At 49.4% G+C, this 16,180-nt stretch carries 16 protein-coding genes; 9 read left to right on the top strand and 7 right to left on the bottom strand.

Translation table 11 applies throughout. The features are described 5' to 3' along the window. A partial coding sequence (locus AC5V8P_RS13225) for a heavy metal translocating P-type ATPase (RefSeq protein WP_495473672.1) occupies nt 1–1,499 on the top strand: 1,499 nt, incomplete at its 5' end. A gap of 160 nt (nt 1,500–1,659) precedes the next feature. Here AC5V8P_RS13225 and AC5V8P_RS13220 read toward each other — a convergent pair. Then, nucleotides 1,660–3,183 carry a DHA2 family efflux MFS transporter permease subunit gene (locus tag AC5V8P_RS13220; RefSeq protein WP_064797234.1) on the bottom strand — a complete coding sequence of 508 codons (1,524 nt, stop codon included), beginning with the start codon at nt 3,181–3,183 and terminating at the stop codon, nt 1,660–1,662. Nucleotides 3,184–3,192: 9 nt separating this feature from the next. Further along, the gene (locus AC5V8P_RS13215) at nt 3,193–3,828 is read right to left on the bottom strand and encodes an HlyD family secretion protein (RefSeq protein ID WP_063212873.1); all 636 of its coding nucleotides are present in this window, start codon (nt 3,826–3,828) and stop codon (nt 3,193–3,195) included. Between the two features lie 138 nt (nt 3,829–3,966). Here AC5V8P_RS13215 and AC5V8P_RS13210 point away from each other — a divergent pair, with 138 nt between their 5' ends. Both AC5V8P_RS13210 and AC5V8P_RS13205 read left to right on the top strand, forming a co-directional pair. Continuing rightward, a complete protein-coding gene (locus AC5V8P_RS13210) occupies nt 3,967–4,521 on the top strand; it encodes an NAD(P)H-dependent oxidoreductase (protein WP_064797233.1) in 555 nt (184 codons plus the stop codon). Between the two features lie 10 nt (nt 4,522–4,531). Further along, nucleotides 4,532–4,993 (top strand): hypothetical protein, encoded by a 462-nt coding sequence (locus AC5V8P_RS13205; RefSeq protein ID WP_064797232.1) that lies wholly within the window; start codon nt 4,532–4,534, stop codon nt 4,991–4,993. A 79-nt stretch (nt 4,994–5,072) separates the two neighbouring features. On the opposite strand, the gene AC5V8P_RS13200 is transcribed toward AC5V8P_RS13205, so the two are convergent. Beyond that, nucleotides 5,073–5,804 (bottom strand): ZIP family metal transporter, encoded by a 732-nt coding sequence (locus AC5V8P_RS13200; protein WP_064797231.1) that lies wholly within the window; start codon nt 5,802–5,804, stop codon nt 5,073–5,075. Nucleotides 5,805–6,087: 283 nt separating this feature from the next. On the opposite strand from AC5V8P_RS13200, the gene trxB reads away from it, so the two are divergent. After that, nucleotides 6,088–7,029, top strand: coding sequence for a thioredoxin-disulfide reductase (gene trxB / locus AC5V8P_RS13195; protein WP_064797230.1), 942 nt, complete (start codon nt 6,088–6,090; stop codon nt 7,027–7,029). 56 nt (nt 7,030–7,085) lie between these two features. Next, entirely contained in the window at nt 7,086–7,316 is a 231-nt protein-coding gene (locus AC5V8P_RS13190) for a glutaredoxin family protein (protein ID WP_013373091.1), read from the top strand. A 41-nt stretch (nt 7,317–7,357) separates the two neighbouring features. On the opposite strand, the gene AC5V8P_RS13185 is transcribed toward AC5V8P_RS13190, so the two are convergent. Then, complete coding sequence (locus AC5V8P_RS13185; RefSeq protein WP_064797229.1) at nt 7,358–8,530, bottom strand: ROK family transcriptional regulator; 1,173 nt, start codon at nt 8,528–8,530, stop codon at nt 7,358–7,360. Between the two features lie 134 nt (nt 8,531–8,664). Here AC5V8P_RS13185 and xylA point away from each other — a divergent pair, with 134 nt between their 5' ends. Both xylA and xylB read left to right on the top strand, forming a co-directional pair. Further along, complete coding sequence (gene xylA, locus AC5V8P_RS13180; protein ID WP_064797228.1) at nt 8,665–9,981, top strand: xylose isomerase; 1,317 nt, start codon at nt 8,665–8,667, stop codon at nt 9,979–9,981. 57 nt (nt 9,982–10,038) lie between these two features. After that, the gene (xylB, locus tag AC5V8P_RS13175) at nt 10,039–11,562 is read left to right on the top strand and encodes a xylulokinase (protein ID WP_064797227.1); all 1,524 of its coding nucleotides are present in this window, start codon (nt 10,039–10,041) and stop codon (nt 11,560–11,562) included. An 86-nt stretch (nt 11,563–11,648) separates the two neighbouring features. Here the strand turns inward: xylB and AC5V8P_RS13170 are convergent, their stop codons facing one another. The 3 genes from AC5V8P_RS13170 to AC5V8P_RS13160 are packed head-to-tail and all read right to left on the bottom strand — an operon-like array spanning nt 11,649 to nt 14,107. Continuing rightward, nucleotides 11,649–11,825 carry a FeoB-associated Cys-rich membrane protein gene (locus AC5V8P_RS13170; RefSeq protein WP_081276834.1) on the bottom strand — a complete coding sequence of 59 codons (177 nt, stop codon included), beginning with the start codon at nt 11,823–11,825 and terminating at the stop codon, nt 11,649–11,651. Nucleotides 11,826–11,861: 36 nt separating this feature from the next. Beyond that, nucleotides 11,862–13,871 carry a ferrous iron transport protein B gene (gene feoB / locus AC5V8P_RS13165; protein ID WP_064797226.1) on the bottom strand — a complete coding sequence of 670 codons (2,010 nt, stop codon included), beginning with the start codon at nt 13,869–13,871 and terminating at the stop codon, nt 11,862–11,864. Next, the gene (locus AC5V8P_RS13160) at nt 13,862–14,107 is read right to left on the bottom strand and encodes a FeoA family protein (protein WP_016820309.1); all 246 of its coding nucleotides are present in this window, start codon (nt 14,105–14,107) and stop codon (nt 13,862–13,864) included. The genes feoB and AC5V8P_RS13160 overlap by 10 nt, the downstream gene beginning before the upstream one ends. Nucleotides 14,108–14,387: 280 nt before the next feature. On the opposite strand from AC5V8P_RS13160, the gene AC5V8P_RS13155 reads away from it, so the two are divergent. Both AC5V8P_RS13155 and AC5V8P_RS13150 read left to right on the top strand, forming a co-directional pair. After that, nucleotides 14,388–15,515 (top strand): transglutaminase domain-containing protein, encoded by a 1,128-nt coding sequence (locus AC5V8P_RS13155; protein WP_064797225.1) that lies wholly within the window; start codon nt 14,388–14,390, stop codon nt 15,513–15,515. A gap of 49 nt (nt 15,516–15,564) precedes the next feature. Then, on the top strand, nt 15,565–16,180 hold a 616-nt coding region (locus AC5V8P_RS13150; protein WP_495473671.1), incomplete at its 3' end, for an MFS transporter.

Below are 16,180 nucleotides of genomic sequence, written 5' to 3'. Positions count from 1 at the left end.
ACGAGGGAACAGAAACGGTCGGCATTGAGCAGCTGTTGCCAGGCGACCTGCTGCTGGTTAAGCCCGGCGAATTAATTCCGGCGGACGGCCGAATCTCCAAGGGCGTGTCAGCCGTGAATCAAGCATCCATTACCGGGGAATCTGTTCCGGTAAACAAGGTGGCAGGTGACGAAGTATATGCAGGCACCATCAATGGAGAAGGCGTGCTGTATGTAGAAGTCAGCCAGTCCTCGGAAGATACTTTATTTTCAAAAATCATTCGTATGGTAGAAGAGGCCCGGACCGAAGTTCCTGATTCGCAGCGGTTTATTAAAACATTTGAATCGGTATACGCCCGAATTGTTGTTGCTGTCACGCTGATCGTCATTGTGGGTGTACCCCTTGTATTGGACTGGACATGGGCAGCGGCGTTTTACAAGGCAATGGTATTTCTTGTAGTGGCTTCACCTTGTGCGCTTGTGTCATCCATTATGCCGGTGATGCTATCCGCTATTTCCAACCGTGCCCGGCGGGGTATTCTGTTCAAAGGTGGCGCACATGTAGAGAATATGGCATTGACATCTGTCGTTGCTTTTGACAAAACAGGCACGTTAACGAAGGGTTCTCCTGTGGTCACGGATTGGATCACCGCCCCAGATTACGATGCTGATGAGCTATTGCACACGGTCGCGACAATCGAAAGCTATTCCTTGCATCCGCTGGCACGAGCGATTGTAGCCAAAGCCGAAACTGAATTGGGACAGAGGGAGCTTCTCACAGCCGAGCAAGTGCAGGCGCTTACCGGATGGGGAATGGAAGGCATTATAGGCGGGGTCAAATGGAAAATCGGCCGCACCAATGTGCTGGATGAACCTGGACTTCTGGCAGAGCCAGAGTGGGTGGAGAGCCGAGCCCGACTGGAAGCTGAGGGCAAAACCGTATCCATCATTCTTGCAGATGATCGGATTGTCGGAATGCTGGCGCTGCGTGACGAGCTGCGTCCCCAGGCGCGCGAGTCCGTGAAACGCCTGCAAGCACAGGGGATCCGGGTCGTCATGCTGACTGGAGATCGACCGGACACGGCTGCCGTGATCGCGGCGCAGGCTGGAGTTGACGCCGTATATGCCGGCTTAATGCCGGAGGACAAAGTCAGCTATATTCGCAAGCTGCGCGAGGAATACGGGCATGTCGTCATGGTCGGCGACGGTGTGAATGATGCCCCGGCTTTGACCGCGGCGACTGTAGGGCTGGGCATGGGAATGCACGGCAGTGGAGCAGCACTCGAGGTCGCAGACGTGGTGCTAATGAATGACGGAATCGAGGAGATTGCTCCGACGATCGCATTGGCGCGCAAGGCGCAGCGGGTGGTCAAACAAAATATGATCTTCGCGGTAAGTGTGATTGTACTGCTGGTAATCAGCAATTTTGTGCAAAATATAGCCCTGCCTTTTGGGGTCATTGGACATGAAGGCAGCACGCTCCTTGTCATTTTGAACGGTCTGCGTTTATTGCGGTCATAAGACTAACCATCCAATTCACTAATCATAAGTTTACACATAGGCAGGAGCATCCAACCCTCTTACAATCCAAGAGGGTTGGATGCTCCTTTTTTGCTGTGTTAGTCTACTTTGTAGGCAAGGCCAGTTTGTCTCATATCTCTAATTCGCGACTGCTATGCGCCTATCTGCGGCGCGGCGTAGACCGCCGCAAGAACAGGGAAAACAATAATCCCGCCAGCGCAATTCCGGTGGCAATGATGAAAGCATCATTAATGCCATGAATCGTCGATTCCGTAACAGCCCTTCCGTATACTTGTTGTATGGCGAGTGCAGAGCCGCTTTCCGTAGAGATACCCGCTGTTTGTGCAAGGGTTTGTCCTAGTTGGGATATGCCTTCCGTTACAGAAGCATTAGCTGTGGTAGCGACATTCGCATAATCCGCCAAATGAACCGTAGTTCGGCTGCTCATGACCGTAATGAGCCAAGCGGTACCAATAGATCCAGCAATTTGCCGTACTGTATTGGACATGGCAGTACCATGGCTGCCAAGATGGGCAGGCAGCTGGTTTAGCCCTTCTGTCTGAACGGACATCATCAGCAGTGACATCCCGAAGCTGCGAATCGTGTAAATAATCATGATATGTCCATAGGTGGTGGCATCGGTCAGCAGACTGAATTCCCATGTCGTGACTGCTGTAATAATCAGCCCGACAATTGCTAACGGCCTCGCACCAATACGATCGAATACTGCCCCAGATATCGGTGACATCACACCCATTAGCAGTGCACCCGGCAACAGCAGCAGACCGGATTGCAGCGGCGTAAAGCCGCGTATATTTTGCAAATAAATCGGCAGCAGCAGCATCCCGCCGAACATAGTCATATTGACAGTAGCCCCAACCAGCGTAGATACCGTAAAAATGTCGTATTTAAATACACGGAACTCCAGCATAGGCTCCAACATGTTCAGCTCGCGTACGACAAAAAATACAATAAACAAGATCCCGAAAGCGAGCGAGAGTATGACTATATTGCTACTCCAGCCCTTGTCTCCGGCTGAACTAAAGCCATACAGGAGAAGACCAAAGCCAAGGGTGGAAAAAATGGTTCCCAGCAGATCAAAACTCGGTTTTGTCAGCTTGGACACATTTTTAAGCCAGCGTACAGCAAATAGAATATCAATGATCGCCAGCGGAATGACTAACAAAAATAACAGCCGCCAACTGTAGTGCTCGACAATCCACCCGGATAAAGTTGGTCCTACCGCCGGGGCAAACATCATGGCAATCCCCATGGTTCCCATAGCTGCGCCCCGTTTTTCGGGGGGAAATACAGTCAGGAACACGTTCATCACCACAGGCATGATGATGCCGGCGCCGCTGGCTTGGATGACGCGTCCAACCAGCATAGGCGCAAAGCCAGTGCTGATCGTGCAGACGACAGACCCGGCAGTAAACAAACCCATCGCGGATATGAACAGCGCACGTGTCCCAAAGGATTCAATGAGAAAAGCGGTGATTGGAATCAGGATTCCGTTCGTCAGCATATATCCGGTGGATAACCATTGAACGGTTGTGGCAGACACGTTGAAGTCATTCATCAAATGTGGAATAGCCACGTTGAGCAGCGTTTGATTCAAAATCGAAATGAAGGCGCCTAGCAGCAGCACGGACAGAATACGTCCGACGGACATTTTTTGATCCATGACAGCCTCCTACTTGTGAACTCTAATCGTTGCACTCATTCCCGGGATAATCCCCAGCCCCTTGTAACCTTGAATGGAAATGGTAACCGGCACGACCTGCGTCACCTTGGTATAGTTGGCAGTGGTATTGGAAGTGGGCAGCAATGAAAAGGTGGATGCGGTCGCCAGACCGATCTTTTCGAGTTTGCCGGTTAGGGACGTATCCGGGTAAGCATCGATATACACATCTACAGTTTGTCCTACTTGGAGATCCTGTACAGCCGTTTCATCTATATTGGCAGTAATCCAAAGGTTGTTCAGATCAAAAGCCTTTGCTAACGGTGTGCCCGCCCCGACAATCGAGTTATTGACAGCAGTTTGCTGTACGATCGTACCGTCAGTCGGGATTGTAACGCTGATCCGGCTTCCGCCTCCCTCTACACTACCAAGCGTGCTGCCAGCAGTGTACGTTTTACCAACTTCAGCGTTCCAGCCTGTGAGCTTTCCTGCGCTTGGAGAGGCAACAGTAACCGCTTGTCCGCTTACTTGTGCATTGTCAGTTTTTATGTAGTTGGCGGACTGATTGTAGTAGTAGGCGGCGGCTCCACCTCCTGCCAGAATAATAATAATTACCAGCAGATTAACTAATATGGCGCGCGAATTCATATTGTGCATGCCTCCCTAGTTGTTTTTGAATGTTCAAAGTATGCGTCAGACCATATTCATAATATTCAGATCGATTTTGGGAAAGGTTAAGAGCGTATGCAAAAAGGATGATCTTGCTGATAAAGGATGATGCGGATAATGGCGACCAGAATTATGATTGTATATGACAGTGAGAATGGACATACCGAACATCTCGCTCGCTCAATCGCAGAAGGGGCACGTCTGGATCACACAGAAGTGTTGTTAAAGCATGTAAATGAGGCCGACGTGAATGAACTAGTAAACGTGGATGCGATTATCTGGGGGTGTCCAGGTCATTTTGGTACCATCAGCAGCGGTCTGAAGAGCTGGATTGACAAGCTCGGATATCTGTGGGCGCAGGGCAAGCTGGTGGACAAAATCGGTGCAGTATTTTGCACAACCGCTACCGTTCATGGTGGTTTGGAATCAACGCTGTTGAATTTGATTACCCCCATGCTTCATCAAGGCATGATTATTGTTGGACTGCCAGCTAGTATTGCGGAAAATGCCCTCTACGGCTCCTATTACGGTGTAGGGGTAACATGTCCGGTGGAGACAGATCCCAATGGACCTGCCAATCTTCCAAAAGATGATGATCTTGCGTTAGGTCGCTCTTTGGGCAAACGGGTCGCTGAGATGGCGGGACGGTACCGTGGCGCTGAAAGAGAATAGGAGGCCGCCGATGACCATTGCTTTTATCGCAGTAGCTGTGGTTGCCTTGATCTTTTTACTGATATTTAATACGAAGATGACGCGCAAGTCCTCGGCCAAGAAACGCCCCAACCAAGAGGATTCCAAGCAAAGAAGTAAACGACCTTATCCCGTGCAGGTGGAACCCAAGGCGTATGAATTAACGGAACATACCGGAGAGATGCAGCCTAAGGATTCTGGTGTTGAAGAACATCGTGCCCAGGAGCATCAGAAGTTGCCTGATATCCATACGGATATGAAGGTGGAAAAAGATCGCAAGAACACAGAAAGTACTTACGGGGATCAGGATTATCGTGCGGCTTTGCGTGGTTTTGCTGGAAAAGACGAAGAAAAGGATGGAAGTTCCCCGAAATCCATTGGAGAAAAGGAAGCTTTCAAAAGTGAGGATGAGAAGTACCGGGAAGCCCTGCGCTCCATGAACCAAAAAAAATGAGATCCCTTCATTTGTACATGGCAAAAGGCTGCTTTCTGTCTGAATTACAGGCAGAAAGCAGCCTTTTTGTGGTGGACGGCTATAGCCATTCGGTTAGTCCGATCATCGTTATCAAGCCAAGAATAAAAGAAAATGTGGCGATTCGCTGGTTGCCATCCCCGTGACTTTCGGGAATCAGTTCCTTGTAGACGATAAACATCATAGCTCCGGCGGCAAAAGCAAGACCGTACGGCACGAGTCCGTTCACCCAGCTGCTTAGATAAAAGCCGATTAGACTGGTGATGATTTCCACGGCTCCAGTTAGGGTGGCAATACCCAATGCCTTGAAGCGACCGATGTTTTGATTCACAAGGAATAGCGCTACGATAAAGCCTTCCGGGGCATTTTGCAGACCGATAGAGAAGGCAATGAGATTGCCAAGATTCTGAGTTTCGCTCGCGTAGCTGACCCCAACGGAAAGCCCTTCCGGCAAGTTGTGCAGGGTAATGGCTGCAATAATCAGAAAAGATTTGGACTCTAGTTGGAAGGTCTTGGAATCCGGGTCCTCCAGATCCGCATGGGGGATATACATTTCCATCACCAGTAATACGAGGCAGCCAAGCAAGATCCCCGCAGTCAGCACAAACCAATTGGCATGCTGAATCGCTTCCGGAATCAGATTATACACGGATGCGGAGGTCATGATTCCTGCGGCATAAGCCAGCAGAACATCGCGAAGCCGATGCGTGACATTACGCATAAACAATATAGGCACGGCGCCGAGTCCGGTGGACAGGGCAGAAATTAAGCTACCTACGAAAACATCACTCATAATCGGGATAATCCCTCCATACCTCATGATCTTTAAACTTCGCTTCATGAAAACTTCATTTGACTGTTAACAGCTCTTTCCGCATAATGAAATTAGGATTTAGAATCAGTCTAAGTCATAAAAGGATACAAACAAGTGATTCGTTTTTTTCTACATCCGGGTGTCCACACTTTGATATAAGCTTTGCTGGCGGAACTACTCGTAGATTATATGCAGCAGCCCAGCGCCCGGTACCGGAAAACTTGCTATATAATACTTATGATATTTTAGGAGGAACCAAGATATGTACAAGTCCATTATTATAGGCACCGGTCCTGCCGGTTTGACCGCTGCTATTTACCTGGCACGCGCTAACATGAACCCACTGGTGATCGAAGGACCACAGCCAGGCGGACAATTAACGACGACTACGGAAGTCGAAAATTTCCCAGGCTTTCCTGAAGGAATCATGGGACCCGATCTGATGGATAATATGCGTAAGCAAGCGGAGCGTTTTGGCGCTGAATTCCGTACAGGTTGGGTGAACAAGGTAGACACAACTGCTCGTCCATTTACACTGGATGTAGAAGGTTTGGGTGAACTGGTAACCGATACGCTGATTATCTCCACAGGGGCAACTGCCAAATACCTGGGGATTCCCGGTGAGCAGGACAATATCGGACGCGGCGTGAGCACTTGCGCTACCTGTGACGGATTCTTCTTCCGTGGCAAAGAAATCGTTGTTATCGGCGGTGGAGACTCTGCCCTGGAAGAAGCTAATTTCCTGACTCGTTTTGCCTCCAAAGTAACATTGGTACATCGTCGTGAAGAATTGCGGGCATCCAAAATTATGCAAGATCGCGCTCGTGCGAACAGCAAAATTGAATGGGCGCTCAATCGTACTCCTGTAGAAGTGATTGCTGACGAAAACGGAGTAACTGGCTTGAAAGTGCTGAATAATGCAACAGGGGAAGAGGAAATCATTACAGTCAGTGGCGTATTCGTGGCAATTGGCCATCATCCGAATACAGGCTTCTTAGAAGGACAAATTACCACGGATGCGAACGGGTATATCGTTGTAAATCCGGGTACTTCCGAAACAAACGTGCCTGGCGTCTTCGCTTGTGGCGACGTACAGGATACACGCTACAGACAAGCGATTACCGCAGCAGGTAGTGGCTGTATGGCTGCTATGGACAGCGAGAAATACATTGAAAGTTTGGAGCACAGTGCACTGGCTCTGTAATACTTGCAAGTATGGTTAAATATAGATGTAACAAAATAAATGATGAGGTGATATTCATGGAAAAAGCAATCGTATACACATCTACAAACTGCCCGCATTGCCGTCAAGTAAAAAGCTACTTAGCTGAAAAAGGCGTAGAGTACGAAGAACGCAACATTGAAACGAATGAAGCATTTGCTCAAGAGGTTTGGGATATGGGCATTCGTGCTGTCCCATTGACTTTGATCGGGGAAGAACGTATTTCCGGTATGAACAAAACCAAGTTTGAAAAAGTGTTGAACGCTTAATATGGGCGTACGGGAACCTGAGAGTTCCCGTACGCTTTTTTTTATAAAGATACGCGCACACGCCCGAGAAAAGGGGCTGTTGCTGCATAGGCGGCACCTAGCATCGTCGAGCGGCTACCAAGCGTGGAGAAACAAATCTGTAGTTGGCGACGGTGATAGGGCAGGGCCCGTTCCTCAATCACTGCACGCATACTTTGCTCCAGCCAAGGTCTGGCTTCCGCCAGTGGACCGCCGATCATAAGCATTCCGGGATTTAGACTGTTCACAATGTTGGTAATCCCCACACCCAAATAGCGCCCGATTTCATCAAGGACGCTTAATGTATTCGCATCACCTTGCTGCGCAAACGGTAGTAATTCCGCTGTATTATGTGCGGGCAGCTTCAATGACGATGCTACATACGCCTTCTCCGAGGCATACAGCTCCCAGCAGCCTCGGCTGCCACAGGAGCAGAGGCGTCCGTTCCAATCAATGGACATATGGCCGCTTTCTCCAGCATACCCCCACGCCCCTTGGTACGGCTTGCCATCAATAATGATTCCGGCCCCGATCCCGGACCCTACACTGATGTAGACCAGATCCCGCGCCAGCTGTCGATGATCAGCGTCCATACCATAGTACAATTCGCCTTGTGCACCGACGTTGGCCTCATTATCCACCACTACGGGAAGACCCAGCTCCCTTTCAAGTTGTTGCCGCAGCGGAACCTCCTCCCAGCCCAGATTGGGTGCGAATAAAACATTTCCGGCTTCATCCACCATACCCGGTACCCCTAGCCCAATACCAACAATACCGTGCGGGGAGGGAGGAGCGGATTGCATAAGCTCGTCAATGAGCTTACGAATCTGTTCGATAACAAAGCCAGGATCATGCTGGGTTAAGGAAAGAGTAAGCTCTGTTTCAATGGTACCTGATAGATCGGTCAGAGCGCCCTTAATGTACTGTACGCTAACCTCGATACCGAGTACAAAGCCTGCACGGCTGTTGAATAGCAGCATTAAAGGTTTACGCCCACCGCTCGATTCCCCTAATCCTGTTTCATACACCAATCCATCGGTGATCAACTCTGCAACCAGGTTGGACACGGTGGCTTTGTTTAATCCAGTTTGACTGGATAGCTGTGCCCGGGATAGAGGGGCATGAAGGCGGATTCGCTCCAATACGATAGATTTATTCAGCTTTTTGACAAGCGCCTGATCGCCAGTAACATTCATGGTTATTTCACTTCCTGTTGATGTAATTCCCGCTATTATATCATAAAAATAAACTTAGTTTAAGCAATAGACAAAGTTTCTTGGCTGTGCTAGAATCGTTTTTGTAAACGTTTACTACAAAGGAGGAACTTATCATGGCTTATTTCGAACAGGTATCCAAAATTAACTTTGAGGGCAAGCAATCTGATAATCCTTTTGCGTTCAAATTTTATAATCCACAGGAAATGGTAGCGGGAAAAACGATGGAGGAGCATTTGCGTTTTAGCATGGCCTATTGGCATACGCTGGTTGCAGGTGGTTCTGATCCTTTTGGAGTTGAGACGGCGGAACGTCCATGGTCCAAGTTTACCGGGCTGGACTTGGCGAAGGCACGTGTGGAAGCAGCCTTTGAGCTGCTGGATAAGCTAAATTTACCTTATTTCGCCTTCCACGATGTGGATATTGCACCTGAAGGCGCATCACTAAAAGAATTTTACAGCAATCTGGATACGATCGTGGATCTGATTGAGGAGCACATGAAAGCTACGGGCAAAAAACTGCTGTGGAACACAGCGAATATGTTTAGCCACCCACGCTATTTGCATGGGGCTGCGACCACTTGCAATGCAGATGTATACGCACACGCAGCTGCTCAAATTAAAAAAGGACTGGAAGTGGGCAAACGTCTGGGCGCAGATAACTATGTCTTCTGGGGGGGCCGTGAAGGCTACGAAACACTGCTGAATACAGATTTGAAGCTGGAGCAGGACAATTTGGGACGGATGTTCCATATGGCGGTAGACTACGCGCGTGAAATCGGCTTTGACGCTCAGTTCCTGATCGAGCCCAAACCGAAGGAGCCAACCAAGCATCAGTATGATTTTGACGCGGCGACGACGATTGCCTTCCTGCAAAAATATGATCTGGACCCGCATTTCAAGCTTAATCTGGAGGCTAACCATGCAACCTTGGCAGGCCATACTTTTGACCATGAAGTGCGTGTAGCTCGGATTAACGGCATGCTGGGATCACTGGATGCCAATCAGGGTGATTTGCTGCTGGGCTGGGATACGGATGAATTCCCGGTTGATCTGTATGATGCTACCTTAACCATGTATGAAGTGCTGCAAAATGGAGGCCTGGGCCGTGGCGGTATCAACTTTGATGCCAAGGTGCGCAGAGCATCGTTTGAGCCAGAAGACTTGTTCCTGGCGCACATCGCAGGTATGGATACGTATGCGAAAGGTTTGAAGGTAGCCGCCAAACTGATCGAGGATCGTGTGTTTGAGGACTTTATTGAGAAGCGCTACAGTAGCTTTAAAGAAGGCATTGGAGCAGACATCGTATCCGGAAAAGCAACGCTTGCTTCTCTGGCTGAATATGCTCTGGCGAACGAAACACCACGCAAAAACGTGTCCGGTCGTCAGGAATATCTGAAAGCTACATTAAACCAATACATTTTGGCTGATTAATGCCGGGAATTGATATATGAATAAGGGCTGCACGATCACAGGGAAGGAGGAACTCCAATGCAGGAGACGATAAACCAGGAGCAGGAGAGCTATGTCATCGGCGTGGATTTGGGTACCAGTGCAGTCAAAACGGTGCTGGTCAACCGTAAGGGACAGGTTGCTTATGAAACCTCTCAGTCATATCCTCTTCATCAGCCGAAGGCAGGGTATAGCGAACAGCATCCTGAAGACTGGGTGCGTGGGACGTTAGCATCGTTGAAAGAGCTTGTGGAGAAGGCCGGAATCGGCGGAACAGGTGCTGTGGACGGCATTAGCTTTTCGGGGCAGATGCACGGGCTTGTGCTAACTGACAAGGAAGGAAAAGTGCTACGTCCAGCTATTCTGTGGAATGATACGCGCACAACGGCACAATGCCGCCGTATTGAAGAACAGCTTGGACCAGCGCTGCTGAGGGTCGCACGCAACCGTGCGCTGGAAGGCTTTACGCTGCCCAAGCTGCTGTGGGTGCAGGAGCATGAGCCAGATGTGCTGGCTCGTGCGGCCCATTTTATGCTGCCCAAAGATTATGTGCGTTACTGTCTTACAGGAGAGTTGGCGATGGAGTACTCGGACGCGGCAGGCACGCTGCTGCTGGATATTGCAAACAAGCAGTGGAGCGAAGAAATCGCTGCTGCGTTTGATCTGCCGTTGTCGCTGTTCCCGCCGCTAGTGGAATCCTTTGACCAGACGGGTACGCTACTGCCCGAGATTGCCAAGCAGAGCGGGCTTTCGCCTGAAACCAAGGTTTATGCTGGTGGAGCAGACAACGCATGTGGCGCGATTGGCGCCGGCATTTTGAGTGAAGGCCGCACCTTGTGCAGCATCGGCACTTCAGGAGTTGTGCTTTCCTATGAGGAACGCAAGGATCTCGACATTCAGGGACGAGCCCATTTTTTTAATCATAGTGAGCAGGATGCTTACTATATCATGGGAGTTACACTCGCAGCCGGATACAGCTTGACCTGGTTTAAGGATACCTTTGCGCCGGAGCATTCTTTTGACGCATTGTTGGAAGATGTGAACTCGGTCGAGCCAGGCAGCCGCGGGCTGCTGTTCACGCCTTATATTGTGGGCGAACGCACCCCTCATCCGGATGCTACTATTCGAGGCAGCTTTATCGGGATGGATGCGGGGCATAAGCTTGCGCATTTTACACGGGCGGTACTGGAGGGAATTACGTTTTCGCTCAAGGAATCCATTGATATTCTCAGAGGAACGGGCAAAACGGTGAACGAAGTCATTTCCATCGGCGGCGGTGCGCGTAATGAGGCATGGCTGCAAATGCAGGCAGATATTTTTAATGCGGATATCATCAAGCTGGAAAGCGAGCAGGGACCTGCCTTGGGGGCGGCCATGTTGGCTGCTTATGGTAGTGGCTGGTTTGAATCTCTGCAAGCGTGTGCTGAAGCTTTTCTGCGTGAAGCAGCGAGATATTCACCGAACCCGGAACGTGTGGCACGGTATGAAGGCCTATACGAGCTGCACCGTGAAGTTTACTTGCACACGCGAGAGCTAAGTGAGCATTTGGCGGCGTATCGGTAATATGATAAGGTTTTGAGCATAACTGAGAAGCGGCTTCGGGGGTGGAAACCTCCAAAGCCGCTTTTTTCATGTAATGATGGTATGAATTAAATACTCTTCTTCATTTTTGCATGACCTTCATTCACTGAACTCACAGCACAGCCTGGGCATGACTTGCTTGATGAACAGCCAGCACAGGCGCCTTGGCGGCTTTTTCGCAAAAATCGTACTAAAACCCACGCACTGTAACCGAGAATCACCAATAAAATAATGATATTGACCATGGAATCCACTTCCTTTTATATACTTTAGGGTCTGACTTAACCCCAACCTAATAATCTGCCACACTGATAGATCAAAACAGTGATGATATAGGCAACAGTCAAAGGATAGAGCACAGAAAAGGCGGTCCAGCGCCAGGAGAGTGTCTCTTTGCGAATAACCGCTACCGTAGCCAGACACGGCACATACAACAGAATGAACACCATAAAGCTAAAGGAGGCAAGCGGTGTAAAAGCATGACTGACTTGCAGCTCCAATCCCTGCATATCGGGAACGTGGTAAATGATATTCATGGTTGATACGATAACCTCTTTGGCCATAAAGCCTGTGAGCAGAGACGCGCCTGCTTGCCAGGTGCCAAAACCAAGAGGAGCCAATAGGGGCGCAAACCATCCTCCAATCGTAGCGAGCAGGCTGTCATCCATTTCTACGCCGAAGCCCTGTGGTCCGAAATTGGACAAGAGCCAGATGCCAACGGAGCCTGCAAGAATAATCGTTCCGGCTTTGCGGACGAAGCCTTTGACCTTCTCCCAGGTGCTGCGAAATAATGTAAGAGCCTGCGGCACCCGATAGGGAGGGAGCTCCACGATAAAGAGGGAAGGCTCACCTGATAAAATAGATACTTTGGAAAATATTTTGGCAAGTATGAGCGATACGGTGATCCCTAACACATACATCAGCATGATAATGCTTGCTGCATGTGATGGGAAAAACACACCTGCAAACAACGCATACACCGGCAAGCGGGCCGAGCATGACATAAAGGGTACCAGCAACGTTGTAATGAGGCGCTCTCTTGGTTGTTCAATCGTGCGTGCCGCCATAATTGCCGGAACATTACAACCAAACCCGATGATGAAGGGAATGAAGCTTTTCCCGTTCAAGCCCACAGCTTGCATCAAGCGGTCCATGAGGATTGTGACCCGTGCCATATACCCGGAATCTTCGATTACCGAGATAATCAGAAATAAAATAGCAATTTGAGGCAGAAAAACAAGCACTCCCCCGACCCCAGCTACGATGCCGTCCACGACTAGACTTTGCGTAAAAGCGGAGGCATTCAAGTGAACGAGTAATTCAGCAATCCAGCTGCTGAGTGTCCCTGAAAAAAATTCATCCAGCATATCTGAAAGAATTGTACCCGCCCAATCAAAGGTGAACTTAAAGGTAGCGTACATCAGCAGCAAGAAGATCGGAATGCCCAAATACCGATGAGTAAGCAGTGCATCCAGCTTATCTGTCAGGCTGTGAGGTCTGAGTTTGGAGGTGTCAATTGCTTTGGAGCACAGCTCAGCAATCCATGCTGTTCGTACAGAGCGAATATACTGAGCAGGGGTGTTGGCATGACCCTCTCTAAGAAGCTCTTCCTCGCAGCGCTGGATGCGTGCAGTTACTTGTTGGCGCTGTTTCTCATTCGTTATCCAATCCATGACGACCGGATTGTTTTCCAGACATTGCAGTGCAGCCCACCGAAGCTGAGGCACAGATGTATTCGGCAGCAAGCTGCAAATATCCGCTATAGCAGCTTCGACGGCAGGACCGTAATCCAGTTGAAAAGCATTGGATGTATGTCTGACCTCTCGAAGGGAAGCGAGCATTTGCTTACTTCCGCTACCTGTACGTGCGACCATTGGAATTATGGGGACGTTCAATTGATGAGCCAACAGTTCCTTGTTTATCCGAAGACCGGTAGCATCCGCTACATCAGTCATGTTTAAGCCGAGTACAAGCGGCCGGCCGTATTCCAATAGTTGTACAGTCAGATAAAGATTGCGCTGGAGCTGGGAGGCATCCACGATGTTAATCAGCGCCGCAGGCGGTTCCTCCAGCAAATAACGGGTTGCGACACCTTCATCCAGCGACAGAGGGAGTAATGAGTAGGCACCCGGCAAATCCACCAATACAGCAGACTTGTCACGCAAAATTCCTGTTTTCTTTTCCACAGTGACGCCGGACCAGTTGCCTACCTCTGCATACGTACGGGTCAGCTTGTTGAATAATGAGGTTTTCCCTGTATTGGGATTGCCGAAAAGAGCGATCATGTCCATGTCGGAACGACCTCCAGTTGCTTCACTTGATTTTGACGGAGGCCAACCAGCTGGCCGTTGCATTCAATAACAATCGGGCCGCCCAATAAACTGATCTTTTTTAAGCGTATAATAGAGCCCTCGTTGATGCCCATGTCTGTTAAGCGGCGGCGTAATGAGGGATGAAGTGGCGCAAGAGATTGCAAACGCACAGTTTGACCTAACGGCGTACGAAGGAGTGAAATACATTCTGGCATGGTGCTCAGCCTTTCTGATCTAGAATGAGAATCAATATCATTTACTTCCGATGCCAGTACCATATCATGAGCATGACTTGATTGCTGTGATAAATTTCTCTACGAGCGACATGTTTATGGTTATCCCTCTCTGTTATATAACAGAGTAAAGTGTCACAACCTGCCTTGAACTGCAAGCTTACTCGTCTATAACCGACAAAACTAGAGCGTTTGGGGCACCTGTTTTTATGGTAAGATAGAGCTGTTTACAACTATGCTAAGAAGGGCAGGAACGCTCTGTATGAACAGAAAAATCGGGGTTAGGCTTGTAAAATGTCTGGTTGCAGGTGCGGCGCTGGCTGTGTTGCTGCCGCAGGCTGTGGAGTGGGGCAACGATGTGTATGCGGCGTCGGTCAAACCGGCTCCCTCTGTATCCTCGCAACAGCTTCAGAACAAGCTTTTACAGGCAATGGCTACGCGGAGTGAAACGCTGACCTTTACATATCAGGGGCGAGTGAACGGTCTCAAGCAGCAGTTACAGACCGCTATCCAACAGGCTATGGAGAGCGATCCGTATGTGAATTATACGATCAAAAGCTACGCATTCAGCTATACCGGCACAACCACCTCCGCCCAGGTTACGATTCGTTTAAGCTACCGGGAGACGAAGGAACAGACGGCATATGTGGATAGCACCGTGCAAGCTGTGCTGGGGGATATCATTACCAAGGGAATGACAGATCACGAGAAAGTGAAGGCCATTCATGACTGGATCGTCGTACGCCTGAAGTATGATGAAGCCCAGCAAAAGTATACAGCTTACGACGGTCTGAAAACGGGAAGTACGGTCTGCCAGGGTTATTCACTGTTGGCCTATAAAATGCTCGAACGAGCAGGCATTACGAATCGGATTGTGGAGGGTAGAGCAGGAGGGCAGCTACATGCATGGAATCTTGTTTTATTAGATGGCCGATGGTATCACATGGATACGACATGGGATGACCCGACTCCTGATCGTGCGAACGAGGTTAGCACTTCCTATTATCTGCTGACTGATTCAGAAATGCGGCGGGATCACTCATGGGTTAAACCATACCCTCAGGCGAACACATCGTATCGCGAAACCTTATCAGCATTGATAGCCGCTGGAGGATCCAAGACCGCCGTGTATCAAAAACTGTATAATAACCTGGAATATCCTTTGCAAGACGGCAAGGGGCTGGTCAAATCATCCGCTGATATCAAGGAACAGGTTCATAAAATGATAAATAAGGGAGGAACGTCCCTTACCTTTGGCTATCAAGGAACAGAGCGGAGTCTTAAGGAGGATTTACAGTCCTTATATCAACTTGGCTTGAAATCCATTTCCTATCAGATTACGGATCTCGGAAGTACCGGCAATCTTCGAGTAACTCTAAAATGGACCTAATGATTTTGCTGTAAAAAGGCTACATTAACAAAGGAGTATTCTAACTTATATGCACAAGCGTTCCTTTACCTATTTGCTTGGCACGCAGACGATGTCCAATGCGGCCGACATTCTGTACATTATGGCACTTGTGTCTTTGGTTTTTCATGAGACAGATTCGATCTTTTCTTCGGTGCTCGTTCCGTTGCTGCGAATGGGGGCACAGATGATCAGCGGCTTTTTGGCCCCGCTCATTTTGGCCCGATTCCAGCTTCCATTTATTTTATTCGTTTCTCAGTTCGGACAACTGGCTTTCTTCGCCATTTTGCTGGGCCACTTGTGGTCAGCAGGCACAGAGCCCATATGGGTAGTTGTGTTTGCGTTGGTGACTGCCATGTCATTTCTGGACGGCTGGACCACCCCTGCGCGCAATGCACTGATTCCCCGCCTTGCTTCCGGGGAAGGACTCATGCGGGCCAACAGTCTGGTATCGGTCAGCGATCAGACAGTGCAACTAGCGGGGTGGGGGCTTAGTGGTGTACTCGTAGCTATGCTGGGCTCGGAAAAAACATTGCTGGTGGCTGGCGGTCTGTATATGATAGCGCTGATCTTCACCAGCTTGATTCGAGATCCCCTAGAGGGCAAAGTCCATTATTTGCTTCATCCAGGAACAAGGGTGCAAAATG

It is taken from the genome of Paenibacillus sp. N119s (assembly GCF_059447605.1).
This window is presented reverse-complemented; position numbering and strand designations above follow the sequence as displayed.

What these genes read in the sequence shown, in the direction of transcription:
- AC5V8P_RS13220 (WP_064797234.1), bottom strand. Translation starts at nt 3,183, where the DNA reads ATGGATCAAAAAATGTCCGTCGGACGTATTCTGTCCGTGCTGCTGCTA.
- AC5V8P_RS13215 (WP_063212873.1), bottom strand. Translation starts at nt 3,828, where the DNA reads ATGAATTCGCGCGCCATATTAGTTAATCTGCTGGTAATTATTATTATT.
- AC5V8P_RS13210 (WP_064797233.1), top strand. Translation starts at nt 3,967, where the DNA reads ATGGCGACCAGAATTATGATTGTATATGACAGTGAGAATGGACATACC.
- AC5V8P_RS13205 (WP_064797232.1), top strand. Translation starts at nt 4,532, where the DNA reads ATGACCATTGCTTTTATCGCAGTAGCTGTGGTTGCCTTGATCTTTTTA.
- AC5V8P_RS13200 (WP_064797231.1), bottom strand. Translation starts at nt 5,804, where the DNA reads ATGAGTGATGTTTTCGTAGGTAGCTTAATTTCTGCCCTGTCCACCGGA.
- trxB (WP_064797230.1), top strand. Translation starts at nt 6,088, where the DNA reads ATGTACAAGTCCATTATTATAGGCACCGGTCCTGCCGGTTTGACCGCT.
- AC5V8P_RS13190 (WP_013373091.1), top strand. Translation starts at nt 7,086, where the DNA reads ATGGAAAAAGCAATCGTATACACATCTACAAACTGCCCGCATTGCCGT.
- AC5V8P_RS13185 (WP_064797229.1), bottom strand. Translation starts at nt 8,530, where the DNA reads ATGAATGTTACTGGCGATCAGGCGCTTGTCAAAAAGCTGAATAAATCT.
- xylA (WP_064797228.1), top strand. Translation starts at nt 8,665, where the DNA reads ATGGCTTATTTCGAACAGGTATCCAAAATTAACTTTGAGGGCAAGCAA.
- xylB (WP_064797227.1), top strand. Translation starts at nt 10,039, where the DNA reads ATGCAGGAGACGATAAACCAGGAGCAGGAGAGCTATGTCATCGGCGTG.
- AC5V8P_RS13170 (WP_081276834.1), bottom strand. Translation starts at nt 11,825, where the DNA reads ATGGTCAATATCATTATTTTATTGGTGATTCTCGGTTACAGTGCGTGG.
- feoB (WP_064797226.1), bottom strand. Translation starts at nt 13,871, where the DNA reads ATGGACATGATCGCTCTTTTCGGCAATCCCAATACAGGGAAAACCTCA.
- AC5V8P_RS13160 (WP_016820309.1), bottom strand. Translation starts at nt 14,107, where the DNA reads ATGCCAGAATGTATTTCACTCCTTCGTACGCCGTTAGGTCAAACTGTG.
- AC5V8P_RS13155 (WP_064797225.1), top strand. Translation starts at nt 14,388, where the DNA reads ATGAACAGAAAAATCGGGGTTAGGCTTGTAAAATGTCTGGTTGCAGGT.